Raw genomic sequence first — 24,793 nt, 5'->3', positions numbered from 1 at the left:
ACCTGGGAATACCTGGGAATAGTTGAGCGCGGCGGTTATTTCCTGCTTCACCGCATGAATAGCCCCGCCTTTATCAAAAAAATATAGGTTTTGATAAAAATAATTCTTGCATTGTTGGCTATAATAGATAAAATGATGGTGGAAAAGTTGTTAACATTACATTGATTGATAGATTACAAAACATGGAGTCTCGTAAAACATCCAAAGTTGGTGCTAGGGTAACGGCCAGCATGAGCCGTAAGGCCAAGGCGGCGGGGCCCGCGCCTGATGGCATGAATAAGGAAATGGGCAAAGAAATGCCCCGCTTGACCACCACCAGCGGTATCCTTCGCATGTTTGATTTTTCTGGCATTTCGTGGCGCGGCGTTGGGCTTATTTCGCCGGCCTTCCTTTATGCCATGTTGTTGGCGATTATTCCCCTGATAAGCCTGATGATGATTAGCCTGTGGCAACAATCGGGCATCAATAGTTATGATAAGGTGTGGGATTTCACCAATTATATCAGGGCGTGGAACGATAACCTCTTCCCGCATCTTATTATTCGCACCATCATGATTGCCGCCCTGGTGACTATCGGCACCGTGTTGATTTCTTTTCCGGCGGCCTATTATATTTCTTTTTACGGCGGCGAAAATAAAAACACCTGGCTGTTTTTTATTACCCTGCCATTTTGGAGCAGTTATTTGCTCCGCGTCTTTTCATGGAAAATTGTGCTGGGTTACGGCGGCGTGTTGGATTCGGCGTGGATTAATTTCCTTGGGCTGTTTGTCGATGGCTCGCTTGATGATTATCACCTGACATTTTTGCTTTACAACATCAACGCGGTGGTTATCACCCTGGCCCATGCCTACGCGCCCTTTGCCATTTTGCCGATATTCATATCGCTCGAAAAAATCGACCGCAGCCTGCTGGAGGCCGCCAATGACCTCGGCGATAAGCCCTGGCAAAGTTTTATCCGCGTTACCCTGCCGCTATGTTTTACCGGTATTATTGGCGCGTCGGTGATTGTGTTTATTCCGACCATGGGGGATTATGTAACGCCGAAAATGGTCGGCGGGGCGGAGGGGATAATGATTTCCAACCAAATCGAATGTATGTTTAAAACCTGCGCCGATTGGCCGATGGGTTCGACCCTGTCGATTATCACCATGGCCCTGGGGCTGGTCTGCCTGATGTTTTTTGTCGGCGCATCGCGCGAGGTTTTCAAACGAATCAAATAAACAATTACCACAAGCATCTTTACCATGTCCCTACTATCCAAATTCAAAGAAAAACGCGCTGCCAAGCGCAATGCCGTGCCCAATTCTGGTCGCCGCGACAATAAAATGTTGCGCCGCTACGCCATCGGTTACATGGTTTTCCTTTACGCGCCGATGATTTTTATCCCCTTGTTTTCCTTTAACACCGGCGCGGTGGTGGCCTTCCCGCTGGAGGGGTTTGGGTTAAAATGGTATGCCGAATTGTTCCAAACGCCCGAGGTCGGCCGCGCCCTTATCAATAGTTTGAAGGTTGCTATCCCCGCCAGTATTATCAGCACCGTGGTGGCGATATTTGCCTGCCGCGCCCTGACCCGTTATAACCTGCCGTTTAAAAACGCCCTGACCGCACCGATTATGTTGCCGCTTTTCCTGCCCGATATTATGATGGGCCTGTCGATTTTGCAGGTCGTTAATCAATTTAGGAACAGCATCGCCCCCTTTTTGCCGGAGGGGATGCAGGCGGTATTCGCCGATTATTTCCCATCGCTCCTTACCGTGGCGTTGGGGCATGTGCTTATTCTAATGCCATTCGCCATGACGGTGCTGTTGTCGGCTTTCGAAGGGTTGGACAAAAGCCTCGAGGAAGCCTCGGCCGACCTGGGCGAAAGCGAAAGCCAAACCTTCCGCCGCGTTATCTTGCCCTTGGTGATGCCCGGGATTCTTTCCAGCCTTATTCTTTGCTTCATTGTGTCGTTCGATGAGTTCATCATCGCCTTCTTTGCGTCGGGCACCGAAAACACCCTGCCATTATACCTATGGAGTCAATTGCGCTTCATCCAAAAATTACCCCACATCTTAGCCTTGGGTAGCCTTATTCTTTTGACCTCGGTCATATTAATCTCCGCGGTGGAGTTTATTAAGAATCAATCCTTGAAAAAAACCGGCATGAAAGGAGGCGGTGGGATATGGTAAATAACAAAAACATGCTCGACATTCGTGGTGTCGGCAAAAACTTTGGCGCAACACAAGTGCTGAAAAAAATAGACCTGCAGATGAAGGAGGGCGAGTTCTTCTCGCTTTTGGGGCCTTCGGGTTGCGGTAAAACAACCTTGCTCCGTATTATTTCGGGGTTTGAACAACAATCGTTTGGCGATGTTTTCATCGACGGGCAAAACATGAAAAATGTTACGCCCGACAAACGGCCAACCAAAATGGTGTTCCAATCCTATGCTATTTTCCCGCATCTTAAGGTTATCGACAATGTCGGTTACGGGTTGCGTCGCGAAACGGCCGCCAACCGCAAACGCCGCGCGATGGAGGCACTGCAACAGGTTGCGCTCGACCATTTGGCCGAACGCATGCCGCACCAATTGTCGGGTGGGCAACGGCAACGGATTGCCTTGGCACGCGCCATTGTGATGGAGCCAAAGGTCATGTTGCTGGACGAGCCATTATCCGCGCTGGATAAAAAATTACGCGACCAAATGCGTGACGAATTGCGCAAATTGCAACGCAAATTGGGCATCACCTTTGTCTTGGTCACCCACGACCAGGAGGAAGCCCTCACCCTGTCCGACCGGATAGGGGTGATGTTCGGCGGCGAATTGACCCAGGTCGACACGCCCAACGGCATTTACCAAACCCCGCGCAACAAGGTGGTGGCTGATTTTATCGGCGGCATGAATTTTGTTGAGGTGGCGGTGGAAAAATCATCGGGCAAAGAACTGGAAGTTCATATCGATGGTTTTGGCAACGCCGTGGTGATGAAGCCCGCCAATTACAATGGGGAAAAAACATTGTCGGCCGGCATTCGCCCCGAACAATTGAGCATTTTAAATGGCACCGGCCTGCAGGCGGCAAAAACCACCAAGGGCAAGGTTACCGACGTCGTGTATTATGGTGAATTAACCTATTACACCGTGGCCCTGCCCGGGGTGAAAAAGCCATTTGAATTGTCGATGCGCAATATCATCGGTCGCCGTATTTTTGATATTGGCGATGCGGTCGATATTGGTTGGTCGCCCCAGGCCTTCGTCGTTTGGGCTTAGGGCTTCTTCGGCTTCGTCACCATTATCATTTTATGCAGAGGGCGCGCGTCGTTAGGTCTCTTAACGCGGCGCGCCCTCGTCGTGGTCGGCGTGCTTATTTTTTATCCAGCCAATTTTACAATTGGCCTGGCTGGGATATTGTTGTTATATTGTCAGTCGCCGGTTGGCTGGGGTTGATTATTTTTGCCCAAACCACTTACGCCGCCGGTGCATTTTTGCTTTTCACCGAAGAGCGATTTTTGTTTGACCAGGTGCAACAGCTGTTGCATACCACTGGGTTTTTACAATTTATCACGCGTTGGTTACTGCCGGTGCATTTTGTTTATGGCGGTTTTTGGCAAGGCGATTTTATTGCCTCGATTTTGCCAGAAAAATTATGGGGTGAGCCCGGCCAAATTATGGCAATGCGTTTTTTTCAAGCCTTGAGTTACTTGGCCGCCGTATTGTCATTAAGCTTTTGCTTCTTTCAAACCAAGGCGGCGCGCGCCTGGCTCTTACTTTTATTATTACCCTTACCGATGTTCAATTATGTCGTTGCCTTGCCCAAGCCAGAACCTTATCAATTATTATTTTTGTCATTATTTTTATATCATTTTAAAAAATATAACTTTACCTTAAAAAAATTCTACTGGGTGTTTTTAGGTCTATCCTTTGGTGTAAAAATTTCTATTTTACCCCTATTGCCCATATTTTTTATTTACGGCCTCTATGTTGATATAAAAAAAGCAAAAATAATTTCTTCTATTGCCGATAACATCGTGGTCGCCATCTTTTTCTTTTTCTTAGGCCTGTGCTTGATGTTTCCGGCATTTTTTGTTTATTTATTACCTGCGATGATTATTTATTTAACGATAACAACATGGTTGCAAAAAATAAATTCGGTCACGCTACTAACCATAAAATTATTTACGGCATTTGGTTTCATTGGTATTTTTGCCATCGCGGTTGTCTTTGGGCTCCAGCTTGACCATATTGGCTTTTTATCGTCGTTATTGCACGCGCCGCATGATTGGTTTTTGCAAACGCGCGGCGCGGCGATTTATGATGGCGCGACAGCAAATCACCACACAGCACGTATATGGCTAGCTATGTTATTAAAATTTACAGCTATCTTTTTTATTGCCATGTTTGTTTTTATTGTTGGTTATTGGTTAAAAAATAAAAACAAAAAAATAATTTCTACAATTATCAAGGATGATAAAATACGCTATGGGGTTTTTATCATGGGCTTGGGGGCATTGTTATTATTGCAAATTATTTTTTTTATTGGCGGCCGCTTTAATTCCTATTATTTGGCGGTTGGCACCGCCCTCTTGATGGTTGGGTTTGTGATATTGCTGGAACATCATTTTCTTAACCATGCCAATGATTCTAAAAAAAATATTTTTTTATTTTCTATATTGTTTTTGCTCTCAATCACTATGGTGCAAAATTGGCAACGAACTTTTTATGCCTTTTATTACCTGCGGCAACAGGGCGCATCACAAGAATACAAGAACAATTTGCAATCCTACAATGATGTTTTGGCCTTCTTGGCTGAGCAATATAATAAAAATAATAAAAAATTTAATGTTATCTTTGACCCCGATTTTTTGTTCGTGCCAACCAGCACCGACAAATATAATATTATCTGGTTTAACGGCAGTGGCACGGTGACAAAAAATGGTGCTGCCGGCACTTACTACTTCGGCGACCTGTATAACGGCAACCTCGGCAAGATACCGGCCTTGGCGTCGCTTGCCAACGATTTGCCCTTGGTTATTTTATTATCGGCGCGCCATACCCCGCCATTTGACCAACCAACCGGCATTCATTATTATTATTTGCTGGAAGGGGACGCGCCACCAGCATTGAGTCGCTTACTGGGCGAAAAAGAAAAAATGGTTTATAACCATTATGTGTTACAGGGAAATGCCCCATGCCAGCAAACCTATTGTTATCGCAATGTTAAAACCCTTGCCAATGGCGGGCAAATATTGTTATTGCAACAGGGCAACAAGGGCTAACATGACGGAAATTGATGCAATCTTATGAAAAGCTTAATAAAAAAAATTATTCATCGTTTAGGTTACTCTATCCGACGACTTGATACGATTTTAAATTTTGATAATGATCCGGGGGCTGTCTTAGCTTTCTTAACGCCGCAAGAGGTAAATAGAAACGATTCTTGGTCACAAGAGGGGGAGGACCTAATTATTGCCGATAGAATTTTTTCAAATAGAACAAAAGGATTCTATATAAATATTGGTTGTCATCATCCATTTCGTTTTTCTAATACCTATAGCCTATATAAAAAGGGGTTTCATGGTATTAATATTGATATTGATAATCGGTCAATTGCCTTATGTAAAAAATATCTTCCTAAAGATAAAAGCTTATTGACATTTATTGGTGGCGATAGCACACCTCAAGTTATTGAATTTACATTTTTTGAAGACGGCGCGCTCAACACGGCTGACCCTGAAAGAATAGATAAGCTTGAAAAGCTTGGTTTTAAAAAATTATATAAAAGAAAAAGAAAAAAAACCCACATTAATGAATTATTAAGAAAACATCATGTTAAAGAAATTGATTTTTTAAACATCGATATCGAAGGGTTGGACAAGGATGTTATTATGTCGCTTGATTTTACAAAATGGCGGCCACTTGTTGTCGCCATTGAAACGGGTTTCAAAAATAAAGACAATAGTGTAAAAGATTTTCTAGAAGCCAAAAACTATCATTTGATATCAAAATTATATAATTCAGAAATTTATTGTGATATAAATCTATATGAAACATTATAAATAAATGATAAAAAAAATAATCAAATTCTTATGCAGAAAAATAATTCTGTTATTGGCAAAATTGGCTCGCCTTAATGTAATTTTTTTGCCCAATGATAGGGTTTCTTTGGCTTTGCCAGCTGACAAACAGGCCTGGCATCCTCATTTAAAATTATGGATTGAATCCTTGTCGCGACCTTTTGAAGAAGTGGAAAAAATTGAAGATTGCCTTCCTTGGCTAGCCTACTCAGCGATTGAAATTCTTAAATCTCGATTGAAAAAAAATATGACCATTTTTGAATATGGTTCTGGCGCGTCAACCATATTTTGGTCGCAAAAAGTAAAAATGGTAGTATCAGTAGAACACGATAAAGATTTTTATGAAAAAACAAAAAATAGAATAAACAAATTAGGAATTAAAAATATATCACTCATATATCAACAATTAGATAATGATTATCCGCTGGCGATTAAAAAATTAGACCAATTATATGATTTTGTTATAATTGATGGCAGGCGACGCGTTGATTCAATGAAAGCTTGCTTGAGCCACCTAGCGCCCGATGGCGTTATATTGGTTGACAATAGTCAGCGAGAAGAATATCAGCCGGGGTTCGACTTTTTAATAAAAAATGGTTTTAAAAAATTAGATATCACTTCTCTTTATCCGTGGTTATATCATTTTGAACAATGTAGTTTCTTTTACCGTGATAAAAATTGTTTTAATTTATAATTGCTTTTTATTATATCGATTAGGTTAAGGCTAAAATAGATATCGCCAATGGCGGGCAACCAATTATGGCAAGGTTGCGCCGATTGATTTACTTAACGATTATTGTTAGGTTGTTTAAACAACGTTCAAGAACGTTCAAGGACGAAAAAAACCATGGCACGCAAAAAACCCAATATATTTGGTAAAACCGGTGGGCAAAAATCCGAACCTGGATTCCAAGGCCTCATCCCGCGTTATTTTACGCGGCGGCGACCGCGCATCAGCGTGAACCCGATTCCGCCCTATCGCGCGCTTTACCACAAACCATCGCTCAAAAAAGTTGGCACCTGGCTGGCGGCGCAGGATAAGTTTTTTAAAAGCCGTTGGCGATGGCGCGAATTCACCATCGCGTGGTTTTATTTTTTTTGCGGCGTCATGATGACCGGTTTGTTCGTGATTTTTGTTTTGTGGGTGCAAAACCAACCGCAATTCAAAAACAAATCGACGCGTCAAATTATTAGCATCATCGCCCATCGGGCATGGGCATGGGACCAATCGGCGGCGGCAACAAACGCACTGCACAATGCCAAAAAAACCCTTAAAAAATTAAAACAAGAATTGCCCTAAGCGATGCAAAAAACCATGACCATGGTTCGGCTGGCCGATATTAAATCGATGGCGGTTGATTTGGGGTTTTATCATGTCGCCGTCGCGCCGATAAAAATTCCAAATGACATTGTAAAAAAATACGACGATTACATTGCCCGTGGTTACCATGGCGACATGGCGTGGTTGGCCAATCATCGGGCGGCGCGCATCAACCCACAGCATATTTTTGTCGAAACCAAATCGATATTGGTGCTGACCCACCCCTACCACGACCAATCGGCAAACCATAGCGCGCCAGATGCGCCGCATGGCCTGGTGGCGCGTTACGCCCGAGGGGTCGATTACCACCGGCTGTTAAAGGAAAAATTGGCCAGGGTGCAAGATTGGTTGCGGGCGCAAAATATTGCATCGCGCGCCATTACCGATTCCGCGCCATTTTTTGAAAAACCGATGGCCGCCGTCGCCGGCATTGGGTGGCAGGGCAAGCACAGCAATTTGCTGTCGCGCGATATTGGCAATTGGTTTTTTTTGGCCGAATTATTATTATCGGTTGAGGTAAGCGATGATAAAAACGGCGATGATGCAAAAAACAACCAGCCGGTCGGTTCTTGCGGGTCGTGCCACAAATGTCTTGACGCTTGCCCGACCGCGGCCTTTCCCGCGCCATATCAACTTGACGCGCGGAAATGTATTTCTTACCTGACCATCGAACACCATGGCGCGATTGATAAAAAATTTCGCCGCCAAATTGGCGACATGATATTTGGTTGCGACATTTGCTTGGCGGTTTGCCCATTTAACAAATTTGCCGCCAGCGCAAAAAATTTAAAAAAAGATGCGCGGTTGCAGGGGCCAGCCGGCCTGGGCTTGGGCGACATCCTAACCATGGACGGGGCAACCTTCACCAACCGATTTTCGCAATCGCCCATCAAACGTTTGGGGTTGCACCGCTTGCAACGCAACGCGCTTATCGTGCTGGCTAATTATTTTTATGACGGGGCGGGGGCGGGCAATGAAATGGCGCGGGGGCGATTCCTGCCACTGGTGTTGCGGTTGTTGCAACATGATGTGGCGGTGGTGCGCGGCGCGGCCGTGTGGTGTTTGCGCGCCATTGCCGCCGCCGACCAGACCGATGGCAATATATTTCACAGCGAAAAAGAAAAATACTTGCCGCAAGAACCCGACCCAATGGTTGCGGCCGAGTGGCGGGATTAGAATCGTTCTTACTTTGATTCATATAACTGAAAAAAATTAACAATTTTTTAAAAATAATACTTGATAATGTTAAGTAAAAGATTCAATAAATAGTATGATGATAAGGTTATAGGGTATTGACTATGGTTAGAGAAAATATTGAAAAAATAGAATCTTTCGCACCCCTTTTTCGTCAAAAATTTGATAAGCTAAATAATCTTATTGGATTAGAAGAAAGAAAAAAAGAATTTCTTTTATCAATCAAGGGCGGCAAAAATAAATACAAAAGATATTTGGGCGCGCCGATTCGCTATGCTGGCGGTAAAAGCCTTGCTGTTGGTCTTATCGTTGAAAACATACCATCATCAATTAAATCTATTATGTCTCCCTTCTTGGGCGGTGGATCGGTAGAAGTAGCTTTGGCAAAAGAGCTTGGCTTGCCAGTAAAAGCCTATGATACTTTTGATATTCTTATAAATTTTTGGCAAGAATTGCTTCATAATAAAGAGGATTTAATTAAAACATTATATCAATTGGCGCCCTCACCTGAAAAATATGTGGAAATAAAAAAAGAATTAAACGCCCATTGGAAAAAAGAAAAATATTTATCGCCGCTATCATTGGCAACGCATTATTATTTTAATCATAATTTATCTTATGGCCCTGGATTTTTGGGTTGGATGTCAAAAATTTATCAAGATAAAAAAAAATATTATAAATTATTAAATAAATTAGAAAATTTTCATGTGCCCAATTTGTCGGTAGAAGTTGGTAATTTTATTGATACGATACCTTATCATAAATATGAATTTATTTATGCTGACCCACCTTACTATTTGACGGGTGATAGTAAAATGTTTCGCGGTATTTACCCGCAAAGAAATTTTCCAATTCACCATAATAATTTTGACCACAATCAATTAGCAAAATTATTACTAGCACACCGTGGTGGTTTTCTTTTGTCTTATAATGATTGTTCAGCGGTAAGAAATTTATATAGCGGTTGTAAAATAATAGAGGTAGCGTGGCAATATACAATGGGCCAAGGTGAAACTCGCATTGGGTTTAATAGAATAGAAAGCGGCACGTTAAGCCATGTAAAAAAATCACATGAATTGTTAATTATAAAAGAAGCCTCATAAACAATGGCAAAGAAGCGAGCAATGACCTCGGCGCATGCTAGCCACGTTAAGCGGCAAGGGCATGCCGACGCTAAAGAATTTGCACAGTTAATAGGTGTAGAAGACGAATACCAAAATAATCCCCAAGATAAAAAAGATGTGATTGATAAAAATGGCGATGGGCATTCGGTTAAATCTGGTGCAAAAAAATGGCAAATTTTTTTATATCGTCAAACGCGATTTGCAACAGATAATCAATTTCAAACCATGAATGGTGTAGGTCAATTAATGGTGGCGGCTATCGCTAGTTTTCCTGCCACATTTGAAGATTATCAAAAAAATAAATTCATCAGCAAAGAAAAATTAAGACCCATTATGCGTTCCATAAAAGAAAAATTGCAAGAGAAGCATAGATTAAAATCCTTTCTAGAAAAATCAATTTTTGAAGGACGGCAAATAAATTATCTCACAATAAAAGATAATAATGTTTTTCACATGTTTCCACGCGACGATGTTTTAGAAACTCTCACAAAAAATATTATAGTTGAAAACTCTAATCCTTCTAATAACAATCAAAAGCTAAAACCAGGTCAATTCCATGAACAAAAGGTTATTTTTAAAACAATAACAGATAATAAAAAAAGCACCTTGGGCGAGATAGAAATGAGAAATGACTCAAGAATACATTTTAAAGAAATAAAGTTTTGGCTTTATAAAAAGAAAACGTTGTTATTATTAAAGCAATCAATAAATAATTCGGGGGAAATCCTTGCTGGAAAGATATTATTTTATGGGAGTTCGCAAAAAATATTCTTGCGAAAAAATAATGAATTCTTAAAGAAAATTTCTTAGCCTTTTAACACCACCAATTGGTCGACCGCGACCGCGCCATTTTCTGACAGCAATAATGGGTTGATGTCGAGCGTTACCAATTCATGTTGGTGCTTGACGGCAAAATTATTTATTGCCATGGCGGCCGCCACCACCGATTTTATCGCCAATGGTTTTTGGCCGCGAAACCCGGCCATCAGTGGGTAAATTTTTAACCGCTGGAGCGCGGTTTCAATTTCACCCGCACTGGTCGGCAGGGGGATTAAAATCCGGTCGGCGCGCAGTTCGGTTAAAATGCCGCCCTCGCCAATAATCAACGCCATGCCCACCACCGCGTCGTTGTTGACGCCCAAAATCAATTCCAATTTTTTATCGACCATCATTTCCTCGATGGTTATGTTATCGGCGATGGCAAATAATTCCTGCGCCGATTTGGCAATCGCCGCGTCGTCGGTCAGGTTTAAGCGCACCGCCCCGGCCTCGGTCTTGTGGGCAATACCCTCGGCCTTTAACACCAATGGTTTTTTAAAATCCTTCACCACGGCGGCAAAATTTTTGGCATCGACCATCTGGCTTTTTGGGAAATTCAACCCAAACCCACCAAGCAAGGCGCGCGCCGATGGCGTATCCAACATTTTTTCTTTTTTATCGCCCGTGCCATCGCTCGCCAAACCATTTGCCAAACCAATCGGTTGGTAATAATCGGGCGTCAATTCCAACAATGGCAAAAGTTTCAGGCAGGTTTCAATCCCGGCCAAGGGGGCAATGCCCTGCGCCAATAATTCGTGGCAAGCATTTTCGGCCGGCAAACATTCGACCAGGCTGGCCAGCACAATGCCACGCCGATTGTGGGCGGCAACGCCGGCGACAAAACCATCTTGCGTGTCGCGCCACCCCCACGCGTCCATGCCGGCGCGGTTGGGCGTGTCGAGAATCAAAATGCCGTAATCAACATCGGTTTCCAACGCCATGGCGAAATTTTTTTTCAACCCTTCCTTATTCCCCCAGATATAGGTTTGATAATCGAACGGGTTGTTCAGGGCGACCTGGCCGGCGTGCAATTCGTCCAGGTTTTTTTTCACCTTGTCGGGCATGGGGGGGAATGCAATGTCGTGGGTTGCGGCGGTGCGGTTAAGGGTATCGGCGATGTCGGCGATTAAGGTTGCCTCGCCCCCCGAACAAGAAAAAGAAATCACGCGAATGTCGTTTTTGCCATGGTGGTTGCCGTGATGCGTGGTTTTATGGCGTGGCAATTTTTTCAAGCCAAAGGCCATTTGCAATTTTAGCATTTCCAAAAATTCGGGCACGTCGAACAATTGCGGCACGCCAATTTTTTGCAAAAACGCCGCCGCCGCGCCGCCGCCACCGGCCAACGACGCGGTGTGCGACATGGTAAGGGCCGCGCCCAAATTGGAAAGGCCGGTTTTCAACACCGCGACCGATTTGCCGCGTTCGTGGCAATAACGCACCGCGTCGATAAAATCCTGCACGTCGCCAAACCCCTCGATATGCAAACCAATCGCTGACACATTTTTGTCGTCGGCCATGACGCGCATCACATCGGGGATTGTCACCATCGCCTGGTTGCCCATGGTCATCATATATGAAATGGGCAAGCCGCGCCGTTGCATGGTCAGGTTGATGCCGATGTTACCGCTTTGCGTTATCAATGCCGCGCCGCGTTGGTTGTCGGCCAGGCGGGTCAGGCCTTGGAAATCGGGCCACATCACCGACCCCAAATTCATGTTGATGATGCCGTAACAATTTGGCCCGACGAATGGCATGGCGCCCAATTTTTCATTTTGGCAAGCGGCGATGAGGCGTTGTTGGCGCAGGACGCCCTCTGGCCCAATTTCGGCGAAGCCGGCGGCGAACACCACCGCGCCGCCCGCGCCAATATCGTTTAGTTGTTTTATAATCTCGATTGTTTTTTCATGCTTGATGGCGATGTAACAGGCGTCTGGCGGTTCGGGCAAATCGGCGACCGACCGGTAACATTTGACGCCGGCCATTTCATCGCGCTGGTCGTGAATGGCGTAGATTTTTCCGGCGTAACCGGAATTTTTACATTCCTCAATCACGCGGGTGCCCCAGGTGCCACCGATAACGACAATCGATTTCGGCGCGAACAGCCGTTGCAACCGCGCGGTTGAAAATTTTTCTTTTTTGGCTTTTTCCATTTTGGCTTTATGTATTTTTTTATGCACCCCAGCCATAAAACAGCCGACCCATTTTTTCAACTGGTTTTTGATTTACAAAAACCAGTTGCACGGCATGGTGGAATCATGGTTAGCTTGGGTTATGAAAAAAACACTCTACAGAATTATACCCAAATTAAAAGAAGGGGAAAAATCATACGATATTTTTGCGCGTAACTTGCGCCAACATCGAGAAATGAATGACCCCAATGCAAAACATGGCGATGTTGATGGCAACGAATACAATAGGCAAATCAAAATTTTTCAAGATATTTATTTTGGATATATGTTTTTTACAGATTTTTACATGCCAGCAGCAGAAAATAAGGTCGTAACAAAAGAAATTATAGACAAGAACTGTCACGAAGCGTTTATAGCTGTATTATTTTTTTATGATTATGATAATGAAAATAATAAAATAATACCAAGGTTTGCGACTGAGGAAGAGATGATTTATGAGCTTAATAAAAGCTTTGAGGCTAAATTAACAAAAAAATATCTGGAATATAAAATAAATATTGAAAAACAATTTTATAAAAATATTTTTAAATTTCTATCAGCCAATAGAGACCATATTGATTATGAGTTGTCTATCAATCTAAAAATATTTCAAATTCTTCTAGAAAAATTATATGTGTCATCATATCATGACAATGGCGACGCCTGGAAAGAAAAAATTAAAGAAATAGATAAAACAAAATACATTATTCAAGAAGCCGAATTATCATTAACTGATGATGCAAATATAGAAGACGGGTTAATAATTGCAAATCTAAATAATGATTTTCATATTTGGATAAAAAAAATAAAATATTATGAAACTATTGATGAATATATATCAATAATTAAAGATTATTTTTTTAAATATGTGAAATATAATTTATCATCTGTTCCGCTTGATGATATTAATAAGACGCAAAATGAAATAATTGGGCCTATAAAAAAACCCTTGGGATTGCCTACCGATAAATTGCTTCCTGATGAAATTCTTAAATCAAAATATGCTAATAATTTTCGTGCATCGTTGTTTTTCTTATTAATGCCTTCATTTATTAAACATAAAAAATATGCATCTGAAGATGAGGTAAGATTCTCAATTATACTCAAAGAAGATATAAGAATAACTTGCCACGAAATACTCAAAAGGCTTCTCCCTATAAATACTTTATCAGAGAGGCTAGAAACATTACATATGGATATGCAAACAAAAACGACGACGCATAAGTTTAATATCCACGAATCATGGAGCCATCTTATCAAAGTATCAATAATCTAACCGCAACCTCATAATCACAAAGCGGAAAAGCCCGGTGCAGGGCGCGCCCTGCTATGCCCCCAATGGCCTTAGCAGTTCGCGGCTGATGATGTGTTTTTGAATTTCGGTGGTGCCGTCCCAAATACGTTCAACGCGGCTGTCGCGCCAAATTCGTTCCAGCGGAATTTCGTTCATCAACCCCATGCCGCCGTAAATTTGAATCGCCTGGTCGGCGACGCGGGTTAACATTTCGGTGGCGTAATATTTGGCCGATGCAACCTCGCGATTCGCGTCCATCCCCTTGTCCAACCGGTCGGCCGCCGACAGGGTCAACCAATCGGCGCAATCGATTTCGGTTATCATTTCGGCCAATTTGAAACTGACACCTTGGAACTTGCCGATTTCTTGGCCAAATTGTTTGCGGGTCGCCGCCCAATTTAACGCCAGGTCAAACGCGCGGCGCGCCCGGCCCACCGCCATGGTGGCGACGGTCAAGCGGGTTGCGTATAACCATTTGTTCATGGTGTCAAACCCCATGCCCTCGCGCTCCACCCCGCCCAAAATTTGCCGCTGGTTGATGCGGCAATTGTCGAATTTTAAAATGCTGTTGTGGTAACCGCGGTGCGACACCGATTTGTAACCGGGCAGGCATTCGAATCCCTTCGTGCCTTTATCCACCAAAAAACAGGTGATGATTTTTTTCGTGCCCTTTTTGGTTTGTTCCTCGCCGGTGGCGGCAAACAAAATAACAAAATCGGCAATGTCGGCGTGGCTGATAAAATGCTTGGTGCCGCTGATAACAAAATCATCGCCGTCGCGCTTGGCAAATGTTTTCATGCCGCGCACGTCGGAACCAGCGTCGGGTTCGGTCATGGCCAGGCAATCCATTTTTTCACCGGCGACGCATGGCGCCAAATAATCCTTTTGCTGGTCGGGCGTGCCGGCGCATAAAATCGCCGATGGCCGACCGAAATAGGTCGCCAGGCCGTAATTGGCGCGGCCCAATTCCCGTTCCAACAATGTAAATTCCAAATGGTTCAACCCGCCGCCGCCAAATTCGGTGGGGATGTTGGCGGCGTAAAACCCCAAGTCCTTAACTTTTTTTTGTATTGCCTTGCCCAATTCGGCGGGCACGCGGTCGGTGCGTTCGACCTCATCCTCCAACGGGTAGAATTCTTTTTCAACAAATGTTCTGACCGTATTTACGATCATTTCTTGTTCTTGGCTTAATGTGAAATCCATGGTGATAACCTTTCTTTAAAAAAAATACCTAACCGATTTTGCGCCCCGCCCGTTCGGGCATGGCCAGGTTGCTTTGCGCCGCAATTAATTTTTGCAGTTTCGACAACACCGGTTCGTGCGCCGCGCAAGATTTTTCAGTTTTGTGGTCAACATGCAGGCAGAAATGTTCGGCCGTCGCCACCACCGCGCCCAATTTGTCGCCGTCCATTTTATACATATGGTGGAACAGGCGCAATTTTTTATCGCCGCCGCCCAATACTTGGCTGACAATTTGGAATCGCTCGCCCACCCGCATCTGGCCAATGTGGCAAATATGCGATTCGACGGTGAAGAAGCTAAAGCCCGAGGCGATGTAGGCGGCGTCCATGCCGATATGGCGCAGAACCGCGTCGGTCGCATTGCCAAAATTTTCCAAATAGGCAAATTCCGTCATATGTTCGTTGTAATCGACCCATTTTGGCAAAACCATGTTGGCAAATAATGGCAAGGGTTTGCTGTCGTCGATTTTTGTTTCTTGGCGATGCGCCAGGGCGTAAAGCCGGTCCTCATGTTTTTTTAATGTTTTGCCGGCCGCCATGTCGAGCGTGCGGAGCGATTGCATGATACCGATAATCGCCTCATCCCTTTGCCGTTCCATATCGCGCAGGTTTTTTGATTTCCAATCGGTCGAATTTTCCATCTGGCCGTCTGATTGCGCGACAATTTTATTCAACAATTCATCGGTTAATGGCGGTGCCTTTAACCTTGTCCAATTCCATTCCAACGCCGGGCCAAATTGTTTCATAAAATGGTGCATGCCCATTTCGCCACCGGCCAGGCGATAGGTCATGAATGTCCCCATGAAGGCCCAGCGGATACCGCAACCGAACCGCACCGCATCGTCCAATTGTTCGGCGGTGGCTTCGTTATTTTCTATCATGTGCAATGCCTCGCGCCACAGGGTTTCCATCAAGCGGTCGGCGATGAAGCCCTCAACCTCGCGGTCCATCATCAGCGGTTGAAAACCCAATGTTTCATAAAATTCCTTGGCGCGTTGCAACCATTCTTTCGATGTTTTGCCCCCCGGGCAAATTTCAAGCAACGGCAACAAATAAACCGGATTAAACGGGTGGGCGACAAAAATACGTTCGGGGTGTTTGGCCTTGGCCTGAAAAATCGACGGCAAAATGCCCGATGTCGACGACCCAATGCCAACATCGGCCGGCAGGCTTTCCGTCAATTCGGCCATGATTTTGGTTTTTAATTCGGGGTTTTCCGGGGCCGATTCCTGCACCCAATCGGCGACCTTCGCCAATTCTTGCAACGACGACACCAATTTGAAAGAACCTTCCTTGGGCAATGGACTCATCGTCATCTGTTGCCAGGCAAAACGCGCATTGTTCAAAATCGCCATGAATGATTTTTCAGCATTCGGCGCGGGGTCGAACAACACCACGTCCAAACCGTGGATAATGGCGCGCGCGCCCCAGGCACCACCGATAACACCACCGCCGATGAGCCCCAATGTTTTAACTTGACGCATTGTTTTCCCTCCCAGGATTTTTAGGCCGTGCCGCCCGTCAATTTTATTGTCCCATCATTATTGTCCCGCCTTGTCCCGCCTTGTCCGCCACTGCCCCGCGGATTTACCAAAGCCCGCTAGAAATTGCAACCGCTAGCAAGCCACCATTTGTTTTGCGACAAATAATGCCAAGCCGCTCCATCGCCCATTCCATCACCCGCCATGTAAACTCAAAAAATATGGGAAGCTAAAAAAAACGCGGCAATTATCAATGCTAACGATTTTGCAACCGCGCCAATAGCTGGTTATTCAATTCTTCGATATCTTGGTTTTTTGGCTCCTTGACCATTGTCATCACCGGCAAATGGCGTTGCATAATTAATTGATGCGCCTTGACGTTTGATTCAAAATTGGAAAGATAAGCGCCAGGGAAAGAAACCGACTTTTGCCCCTCGTAAGACCAAATCGACAACATGCGGTCTTCCTCGTAAGTAACTTTATCAATCCGCCGCCCAACCTTGGCCGCCAAATCAACATATTTTTTTGACTCGGCGTCAACGTTCGACGCCTTGTAATAACCATAACGTTGCTTGCAAAAATCGGCACGCACCGGAATGTCTTGGTAAAAACTTACACCCTCGGGGTAAAGTTGAATGACATTGCTGGGAAATAACCCGACATAAAACCACACGCCCTTGGTTTTTTCCGGAATCGCCTTGGCGCGTTTCACCGCGTTTTTATAGGCGCGCACCGACCAATATTGCGGTTGGCGTTCTTCGTCTTTCAAAAAAATACCACGCGCCAACGACACGCCGGTTTGTTGGTTATATTCATCTTCCGAATATTGATTACCATAAAGATCGCGTAAGAACGTATGAACCTTGGCCACGTGGTAACCCTCGTTATCGACATCGCGCGCCGATTTCCAATTGGCGTTTAAGGTTTCATTGCCGAGCATATCGCCCTTACCACTGGCACTGGGCACCGGCACCACGCTATCAAGCTGATAAACCTCGAACAATTTTTCATAGGGGGCAAAAATTTCAGCCAGCGATGGTTGCGGCCCCTTTTCAAAGCGGATGAAAATAAACCCTTTCCAGATTTCCATCTCAACCTGCTTCAGGCCAAATTTCTTTTTATCGATTTGGTCATAGGCGCCGGTTTGCGCCACGCCCATCAGCGAGCCATCAAGGTGATAGGTCCAGCCATGAAATGGGCAGGTTAAAATTCGGCCGCAATTACCATGGTCGCGCTCCACCAGGTTTGACCCGCGATGGCGACAAACATTATAAAACACCCGCACTTCATTATCGTTGCCGCGCACCACCAGCACCCGGTCGCCCAATAATTCATCGGTAATAAAATCGCCCGGTTTTGGAATGTTGCTAACATGGCAAACAATTTGCCAATGGGTGCGAAAAACTTTTTTAATTTCTAACTCGGTTAAATCCTTGTTATGATAGGTCCAACCAGGCAAACCCCAACGGTCTTGGTTGGTTTTAAAAAATGCTTTCGGTTCGGTCTTATTAATTAAATAGGATTCAAATTCGCGTAAAACCTCAGGGTTGGTTGCGCCGGCACCGGTGTCCACCATGCCGCCAGAAATATGTTGTTGATTGTTTATGTCGCCTTGACCTGTGTCATCATTATCTAACCATTTTTTAGTCATCTTTATACCCACCTTCGCTTATGTTCTCAGAATTTATTTTTTATACTTGTTTTTTAGCACCTCATAATGATTTTCATAATATAACCCTAAGAATTTATATGGATTATATTAACCAAATTAGTGGTTCTGATGGGCTTATATCACAATCGATAACGATTGGTAGAAAAACCCATTAATCGAATTCTAGAGAAAAAAGCCCATTTTGTCAAATTTAAAGTTTTTTGCCTTTTTCACAATCAATCAATATCGTAAATAACAGTATTAATATTATTATTAAATAAAATTATTATTATACGTTACTGGTGACCAAAAAAACAATGGATAAGCCATTAATAAAAAAATCGCGATGCATAATTTAAGCGTTTGATTTTTAAAGATAGTTTTTAAAAACAATATAAAAATCAAATGATTAAGCAAAAACAATAAATATTATAAAAATCAATCAAACACGATGATAATGACAAACATATCAACAGGTTGTTAAAAAATCTTTTTGTTAATAACCAAGCGAATAAATCACCATAGGTTCGGTGCGAATCGGGCGCGAATCAGCAATAACTTTGCCAATAAAAAATCCAAAGCAAAAAACCATGGATTATGATAAGGTTGTCCCATGGATTTTACATTGTTATTAACATGGCCTCATCACGGGTAATTTGGTTGCCAAACAAACCATTAAACAGGTAGTATATTTTAAAATGACCGACATAAAAAAAGTTTTATTGATTTCTGATTCGACCGGCGAGACATTGCAATCGCTGGCGGCGGCGGTAAAGGCGCAATTTGCCTTTCCGATTGAGGATGAATTGGAGCCGCTGATTCGCAGTCGACTGGCGCTGGAGGCCATGCTGGCGAAAATCGACGGCAAAATCAATAAGGAAAAAAAACGCCCCGACCTTATTCTTTATACCCTGGTCGAGCAAGATTTGATAAAAATGTTGGATGAGTTTTCCATCAAACATGACATACCGGTTATCGATGTGTTAAACCCGTTGATAAATAAATACGCGATGGTGTTCCATGCCGAAAGTTTATTGACGCAAAAAAAATCGACCCCGGGCGGGCAACATAGTTTGGATCGCGCCTATTTCGAACGGATAGAGGCGATGGATTTCGCCAAGAACCACGACGACGGTATGAATGTCGAAAACTTAATCGCGGCCGACGTGGTGATATTGGGCGTGTCGCGCAGTTCAAAATCGCCAACCGCTTCTTACCTTGCCAATCATCGCGGGTTAAAGGTGGCCAATATTCCTTTTTTAACCCGCGCGCAATTGCCGAAACAAATTTTTGATTTGTCGACCAATATCAAAAATGGCAAATGGCAAAAAACCATGATAGTCGGTTTGACCAAACGCCCCGAGGATTTGTTGGAAATTAGGAAATCGCGGCTTAATTTATTGGGCCAGGTTGGTTACAGCGGTTACACCGATATTGAAAAAATCATTGCCGAGAGCGAGGATTTTAAAAAACTTTGCCATCAAGAACATTGGCCGATTATCGATGTTACCCATAAATCGATAGAAGAAACCGCCGCCCATATTGTTAGGAAATGGCAGGACCGCCAGGACGCGAGCGACGCGGCGGCGAATGACGCGAAGTAATCGGGGGGATTCGCGAGGCACCCCCGCAAGGATAAAAAAACCAGCAGGCCCATGATGATTAATAAAACAGCGAGCAATAAGAACAAAAGCAAATGGTAGAAAAAAAAATTATATTGGCCTCGGCCAGTCTTAGCCGGTTAAATATTTTGCGCGGCGCGGGGTTGGATGTAACCGCCGTGCCGGCGCATGTTGACGAAACCGCGATTAAAAAAGCAATGCAGGCGGCCGGGGCGCGGGGCGAAGATGTGGCGATGAAATTGGCCGAATTAAAGGCCGAAAAAATATCAAAGCAACAGCCCGATGCGCTGGTGCTGGGGGCTGACCAATTGTTGTTATTGCTAAAAGACGGCGGCGGTGAAATTTGGTTCGATAAGCCAAAAAACCTGGCCGAGGCAAAAAATCACCTTTCGGCCTTTAGCGGCAAGACCCATTTTTTGGCGACTGCCCTGGTGATGTATCAGGGCGGCATGGCGACCTGGCGCGTGCTGGAAAAACCGGCCATGACCTGCTGGGCATTTGATGGGGTGTTTATCGATAATTATATTGCCCGCGCCGGCAATGGCATCTTGTTATCGGTCGGGGCCTATCAATTGGAGGGGCTTGGGGCGCATTTGTTTTCGCGGGTTGAGGGTGATTATTTTTCGATTTTGGGCTTGCCCCTGTTGCCGCTTCTCCGCCAATTGCGCTTGATGGCAGGTTAATGTTTCACGGGAAACATTCGATTCCCACCAAAATCTTACGCAAAAAACAACATATCGACTATCGCCATCTGGGCGTAGATGCGATTTTCTGCCTCGCGCAGGACGCGCGATTGCCGCCCGTCGATAACGCCGGCCGTAACCTCCTCGCCGCGGTGTGCGGGCAGGCAGTGGGAAAATATCGCGGATTTATCGGCGGTCGCCATCATGGCTTCATCGATGGTGAAGCCCTTGAATTTTTCCAACCTTGCGGCGCGGTCGGAATGGTTCATCGAAACCCAGGTGTCGGTGATGATGACTTTTTTGCCCTTGATGGCCTCCGCCGGTTGGTCGGTTAAGGCGATATTTTTTGGCAGGTTGTTTGGGGCATATTGTTTTGGCGCGGCCACCACCATCGGCAGGCCAAGCACCGCCGCCGCCTCAACCCAACTTTGGCATGTGTTATTGCCGTCGCCGACCCAGGCCAGGGAGACATCGTCAAACCCGCCGAATTCTTCTAAAATCGTTAGCAAGCCGGCGACGATTTGGCAGGGGTGGCTGTCGTCGGTCAGGCCGTTGATAACCGGAATGGTCGCATGTTGGGCCAGGGTTTTTAGCGTTTGATGGTGATAGGTGCGTATCATCATGCCATCGGCCAGCACCGACAATACCTGCGCCGTGTCGCTTAATGATTCGCCATGGCCCAATTGCATTTCGCCGCCGGTTATCGACATGAATTTGCCGCCCAAATAATTCATCGCCATGTAAAAACTGATGCGGGTGCGGGTTGATGGCTTATCAAAAATTCCGACCAATGTTTTGTGGGCGTAATTGTGGGTGCTGGGCGATTTTTGTTGCTGGACGGCTTGCTTCATGGCGCGCGCAACATCGACCAGCCGCAATAATGTTGCGCGGTCAAGGTCGATAATATCCAAAAAATGCTTGGTGGTTTTTTGCGTCATTGCACTTTTTAGAACTTTTGACGATGTTTGTCAAAACTAGACAATAAATTTGCCCAACTTGATTGCGCAACTTGATAGCGTAAACAAATAGGGCGAATAATAATGCCCTCAAGTAGCGCTAGCGATAGGGCAAATATTATGTTTCCCGTGAAACAATCGCCCATAATATATTTGTCTTTGCTAAAGGTTAAAAAAAGTCTAAAGATTTTGCCATGGCTATAACGGTTGCATTCACCAATCAAAAGGGCGGGGTGGCGAAAACCACCACCACCGTCAACCTGGCGACCGCCCTGGCCGCCAGCCGAAAACGCGTGTTGGTGATTGATTTCGACCCCCAGGGCAATGCCGCCACCGCCCTTGGCGTGCCGGCCAACCAAACCCTAACGATCTATGAGGTCCTGACCAACCAAACATCGATGCGCGAGGCAATGATGAAAAGCGCGGTGCCCGGGTTGTTTTATGTTTGCTCGTCCTTTAACCTGGCGGGGCTCGACCATGAATTATACGGCACCGAAAAACCCGAGTTGCGGTTGAAAAACGCCATCGAATCGGTGGCGCAAGATTATGATTTTGTTTTTATCGATTGTCCACCAAGTTTAAATTTGCTGACCGTCAACGCCATGGTGGCGGCCAATGAATTGATGATACCGATGCAGTGCGAATTTTACGCGCTGGAGGGGTTATCTTACCTGTTGCAAATGGTGCAGAAGGTCAAAAAAAACCTCAACCCAAATTTGCGTATCGAGGGAATTGTTTTTACCATGTATGACGAGCGGTCCAATTTGACCGGCGCGGTGGTGGAGGATGTCAAACAACATTTCCAAAAAGAAATTTACCAAACCGTGGTGCCGCGCAATGTGAAGGTGGCCGAGGCGCCGTCGCACGGCAAGTCGGTTTTGCTTTACGATTTAAAATCGGCCGGCGCGCGCGCCCATGTTGCCCTCGCCAAGGAATTCTTGGCGCGCCACTAGGCCGTAGGCCTAGAACCAATTTAGTTGCCACTAGCTAGGCCAGGCATGTTCATTGGTCTTACCGATAATAGGTAAGGTTTTTGTGCGGAGGCGTTATTTTTTTTCCAACCGCGCCACCACGCCGCCGGCGTGGTTGGTGGCTAGAATATCCATCCGCCATTTTTGTTTTTCGCTGTTTTTTACATCGCGCCATTCGTCGTTAATTTTTGCCCCCTTTAACAAATACAGCGGTAAATGTTTTGGCACCAGCGGCGACAACAATGGCAAAAGTTTCGGTAAGGGCAACAACGCCCGCGCGGTGATAAACCCCGGCCGTTGTTGGTCGATAAGGTCGGGTAAGACCTCCACCATTGTTCGCGCCACCACCGCGGCGTTCAGCCGCAGGTCGCCCACCATCGCCTGCAACGCCGCGGCCTTTTTATTTGTTTTTTCCACCATGATGAAACTGGGGGTTATGGGTTTGTCGCCCGCCGCTAAATAAAACCCCCAATGGATGGCCAGCGGAATCGCCGGCAAGCCATTGCCCGAACCCAAATCGATGAAACGATTATTTTGTCCTACCGCTGACGCTACTTGAGGACGATTATTTTGCCCTACCGCTTCGCTGTTTGAGGGCAATATGGTTTGCCCTATCGCTTCGCTGGTTGAGGGCAATATGGTTTGCCCTATCGCTTCGCTGGTTGAGGGCAGGCCCAAATCGCGACCAATCACCTCGGCCAACCATAAACATGGTGCCAGGTGATGTTGCCTAAAATAATCGAACGATGCAATTTGTTGCGGCGCGATAAGATTCAATTTGTCATTCCACGCGACTAACAGATGGTAATAGTTTTTTAATTGCTGGTCGGCAAGCGGCGGCGCGGATGATGGCAAATTCATAAAAAGAACAAAATAGCAACTATAATTTCGTAAATTGTTCGATGGTCAGGCCAAAACCCGACAGGCCAAGATATTGTTTTTCGTGGCGCGCCAACAGGTTGATGCGTGTTATGCCAAGTTGTTTTAATATCTGCGCGCCGATGCCAACCTCGCGCCACGCGGTTTGGCGCATCTGGTGGCTTTGGTTATTATCGCCGTGGGGTTTGTTTTTGTCGCCGTCATTGTCGGCATTATCATGGCCATGGTCACGGTGCGCCGCCACGCCAACCGCACCCTGGCGCAAATAAATTAACACCGCCGGCTTACTTGCCGCTTCCTTGGCCAAGATGCCCAGCGACATTTGCAAATCATTGTTGGTGGTAAAAACATCGTTGGGCAGGTTTTCAACCTGCAACCGCACCATCACCGGCTGTTGCGTCGTAATTTTTGCATCGCCGCCGACCGCGCCAAACACCAAGGCATAATGTTGCATCCTGTCAAATATGGTTTGATAGGTAAACAGCGTCGCCGCCACATCCTTGCCCGCTACCCCGACCATGATATTTTTTTGCTCGGTCATGGTTAATAATTGCTCGCGGCTTTGCCGATGGCTAATAATCTCGGCAATCGTCAGGGTGATAAGGTCATGGGTCGTGGCAAAATCGGTTAGCTCCTTGCCCTTTTTCACCGTGCCATCGTCATTGACCAATTCGCCAATCACACCAACATCGGGCAGGCCCGCCATGGCGGTTAAATCCACCGCCGCCTCGGTATGGCCGGCGCGGGTCAACACCCCGCCCGGTTTGGCAATCAATGGGAAGACATGGCCGGGGCGCACAAAATCATTGGCCAAGGCATTTGGGTTGGCCAATAACCGCACCGCGGTTAGACGTTCCTTCGCGCTGATGCCGGTGGTCAGGTTTTCCTTGGCGTCGATGGAAATGGTGAAGGCGGTTTGGTGCGGCGCGTCGTTATGTTGGCCGGGCACCATTTCATTCAGGGCGAGTGCCTTGGCGCGGCGCGGCGTTAATGGCGCGCAAATAATCCCCGATGTGTGGCGTATCATAAATGCCATGGCGGCCTCGCTCATGGTGCTGGCGGCGGCGATTAAATCGCCCTCGCCCTCGCGGTCGTCATCGTCCTTAACCAGAATCATTTTGCCAGCCTTTAGCGCGGCCAAGGCCTGTTCGATATTATCGCGGTTGTTGTCGGCCATGTTATTTATCCCTTAGGAATCGATTGGTGGCCGAAACGATAGCTTTCAATGATGATACATCGATACTGCGGTCTTCGCCCACGCCGTGCAGAACCGGGTTAACACCGCCGTTGTTGGTGCCATTGTTATTGCGACATTCCATGTAGGTAATGGCGGTCGCC

21 protein-coding genes are annotated in these 24,793 nt (G+C 45.6%); 14 read left to right on the top strand and 7 right to left on the bottom strand.

Annotated elements, in window-relative coordinates; translation table 11 throughout:
• The first annotated feature begins 182 nt into the window (after positions 1 to 182).
• The 10 genes from QM529_00930 (at position 183) to QM529_00885 (ending at position 10,500) form a co-directional block, all read left to right on the top strand.
• Positions 183 to 1,220 carry an ABC transporter permease gene (locus QM529_00930; protein MDI9313231.1) on the top strand — a complete coding sequence of 346 codons (1,038 nt, stop codon included), beginning with the start codon at positions 183 to 185 and terminating at the stop codon, positions 1,218 to 1,220.
• A 24-nt stretch (positions 1,221 to 1,244) separates the two neighbouring features.
• Positions 1,245 to 2,171 carry an ABC transporter permease gene (locus QM529_00925; GenBank protein MDI9313230.1) on the top strand — a complete coding sequence of 309 codons (927 nt, stop codon included), beginning with the start codon at positions 1,245 to 1,247 and terminating at the stop codon, positions 2,169 to 2,171.
• The gene (locus QM529_00920) at positions 2,165 to 3,247 is read left to right on the top strand and encodes an ABC transporter ATP-binding protein (GenBank protein MDI9313229.1); all 1,083 of its coding nucleotides are present in this window, start codon (positions 2,165 to 2,167) and stop codon (positions 3,245 to 3,247) included. Before QM529_00925 ends, QM529_00920 begins: the two co-directional genes overlap by 7 nt.
• A gap of 32 nt (positions 3,248 to 3,279) precedes the next feature.
• Positions 3,280 to 5,253, top strand: a complete 1,974-nt coding sequence (locus tag QM529_00915; GenBank protein ID MDI9313228.1) for a hypothetical protein — start codon at positions 3,280 to 3,282, stop codon at positions 5,251 to 5,253.
• Between the two features lie 24 nt (positions 5,254 to 5,277).
• Complete coding sequence (locus QM529_00910; protein ID MDI9313227.1) at positions 5,278 to 6,033, top strand: FkbM family methyltransferase; 756 nt, start codon at positions 5,278 to 5,280, stop codon at positions 6,031 to 6,033.
• A 4-nt stretch (positions 6,034 to 6,037) separates the two neighbouring features.
• Positions 6,038 to 6,745, top strand: coding sequence for a class I SAM-dependent methyltransferase (locus QM529_00905; protein ID MDI9313226.1), 708 nt, complete (start codon positions 6,038 to 6,040; stop codon positions 6,743 to 6,745).
• A gap of 153 nt (positions 6,746 to 6,898) precedes the next feature.
• The gene (locus QM529_00900) at positions 6,899 to 7,351 is read left to right on the top strand and encodes a hypothetical protein (protein ID MDI9313225.1); all 453 of its coding nucleotides are present in this window, start codon (positions 6,899 to 6,901) and stop codon (positions 7,349 to 7,351) included.
• A 15-nt stretch (positions 7,352 to 7,366) separates the two neighbouring features.
• Complete coding sequence (queG, locus tag QM529_00895) at positions 7,367 to 8,548, top strand: tRNA epoxyqueuosine(34) reductase QueG (protein ID MDI9313224.1); 1,182 nt, start codon at positions 7,367 to 7,369, stop codon at positions 8,546 to 8,548.
• Between the two features lie 122 nt (positions 8,549 to 8,670).
• The gene (locus QM529_00890; GenBank protein MDI9313223.1) at positions 8,671 to 9,669 is read left to right on the top strand and encodes a DNA adenine methylase; all 999 of its coding nucleotides are present in this window, start codon (positions 8,671 to 8,673) and stop codon (positions 9,667 to 9,669) included.
• Positions 9,670 to 9,672: 3 nt separating this feature from the next.
• Positions 9,673 to 10,500: a hypothetical protein gene (locus QM529_00885; GenBank protein MDI9313222.1), complete on the top strand. Its 828-nt coding sequence runs from the start codon at positions 9,673 to 9,675 to the stop codon at positions 10,498 to 10,500.
• On the opposite strand, the gene QM529_00880 is transcribed toward QM529_00885, so the two are convergent.
• Positions 10,497 to 12,659 (bottom strand): acetate--CoA ligase family protein, encoded by a 2,163-nt coding sequence (locus QM529_00880; protein MDI9313221.1) that lies wholly within the window; start codon positions 12,657 to 12,659, stop codon positions 10,497 to 10,499. The genes QM529_00885 and QM529_00880 overlap by 4 nt on opposite strands.
• Before the next feature lie 121 nt (positions 12,660 to 12,780).
• Here QM529_00880 and QM529_00875 point away from each other — a divergent pair, with 121 nt between their 5' ends.
• Complete coding sequence (locus QM529_00875) at positions 12,781 to 13,953, top strand: hypothetical protein (GenBank protein MDI9313220.1); 1,173 nt, start codon at positions 12,781 to 12,783, stop codon at positions 13,951 to 13,953.
• 51 nt (positions 13,954 to 14,004) lie between these two features.
• On the opposite strand, the gene QM529_00870 is transcribed toward QM529_00875, so the two are convergent.
• The 3 genes from QM529_00870 to QM529_00860 form a co-directional block, all read right to left on the bottom strand.
• Positions 14,005 to 15,174 carry an acyl-CoA dehydrogenase family protein gene (locus tag QM529_00870; protein MDI9313219.1) on the bottom strand — a complete coding sequence of 390 codons (1,170 nt, stop codon included), beginning with the start codon at positions 15,172 to 15,174 and terminating at the stop codon, positions 14,005 to 14,007.
• Between the two features lie 28 nt (positions 15,175 to 15,202).
• On the bottom strand, positions 15,203 to 16,696 hold the full coding sequence (locus QM529_00865; protein ID MDI9313218.1) for a 3-hydroxyacyl-CoA dehydrogenase NAD-binding domain-containing protein: 1,494 nt from the start codon (positions 16,694 to 16,696) through the stop codon (positions 15,203 to 15,205).
• A gap of 253 nt (positions 16,697 to 16,949) precedes the next feature.
• Positions 16,950 to 18,344 carry an aromatic ring-hydroxylating dioxygenase subunit alpha gene (locus QM529_00860; GenBank protein ID MDI9313217.1) on the bottom strand — a complete coding sequence of 465 codons (1,395 nt, stop codon included), beginning with the start codon at positions 18,342 to 18,344 and terminating at the stop codon, positions 16,950 to 16,952.
• 698 nt (positions 18,345 to 19,042) lie between these two features.
• Between QM529_00860 and QM529_00855 the strand changes: the two genes are divergently transcribed.
• Together QM529_00855 and QM529_00850 are read left to right on the top strand one after the other, a co-directional pair.
• Entirely contained in the window at positions 19,043 to 19,948 is a 906-nt protein-coding gene (locus QM529_00855) for a pyruvate, water dikinase regulatory protein (GenBank protein ID MDI9313216.1), read from the top strand.
• 92 nt (positions 19,949 to 20,040) lie between these two features.
• Entirely contained in the window at positions 20,041 to 20,649 is a 609-nt protein-coding gene (locus QM529_00850) for a Maf family protein (GenBank protein MDI9313215.1), read from the top strand.
• Positions 20,650 to 20,684: 35 nt separating this feature from the next.
• Here QM529_00850 and argF read toward each other — a convergent pair whose 3' ends face one another.
• Positions 20,685 to 21,587, bottom strand: coding sequence for an ornithine carbamoyltransferase (argF, locus tag QM529_00845; protein ID MDI9313214.1), 903 nt, complete (start codon positions 21,585 to 21,587; stop codon positions 20,685 to 20,687).
• Between the two features lie 212 nt (positions 21,588 to 21,799).
• Here argF and QM529_00840 point away from each other — a divergent pair, with 212 nt between their 5' ends.
• Complete coding sequence (locus tag QM529_00840; protein ID MDI9313213.1) at positions 21,800 to 22,558, top strand: ParA family protein; 759 nt, start codon at positions 21,800 to 21,802, stop codon at positions 22,556 to 22,558.
• 93 nt (positions 22,559 to 22,651) lie between these two features.
• On the opposite strand, the gene QM529_00835 is transcribed toward QM529_00840, so the two are convergent.
• Together QM529_00835 and ribB are read right to left on the bottom strand one after the other, a co-directional pair.
• Positions 22,652 to 23,437, bottom strand: coding sequence for a class I SAM-dependent methyltransferase (locus tag QM529_00835; GenBank protein ID MDI9313212.1), 786 nt, complete (start codon positions 23,435 to 23,437; stop codon positions 22,652 to 22,654).
• Between the two features lie 19 nt (positions 23,438 to 23,456).
• A complete protein-coding gene (gene ribB / locus QM529_00830; protein ID MDI9313211.1) occupies positions 23,457 to 24,632 on the bottom strand; it encodes a 3,4-dihydroxy-2-butanone-4-phosphate synthase in 1,176 nt (391 codons plus the stop codon).
• Between the last annotated feature and the right edge of the window lie 161 nt (positions 24,633 to 24,793).

The organism is Hydrotalea sp. (assembly GCA_030054115.1).
Classification (GTDB): Bacteria; Pseudomonadota; Alphaproteobacteria; order JASGCL01; family JASGCL01; genus JASGCL01.
This window is presented reverse-complemented; position numbering and strand designations above follow the sequence as displayed.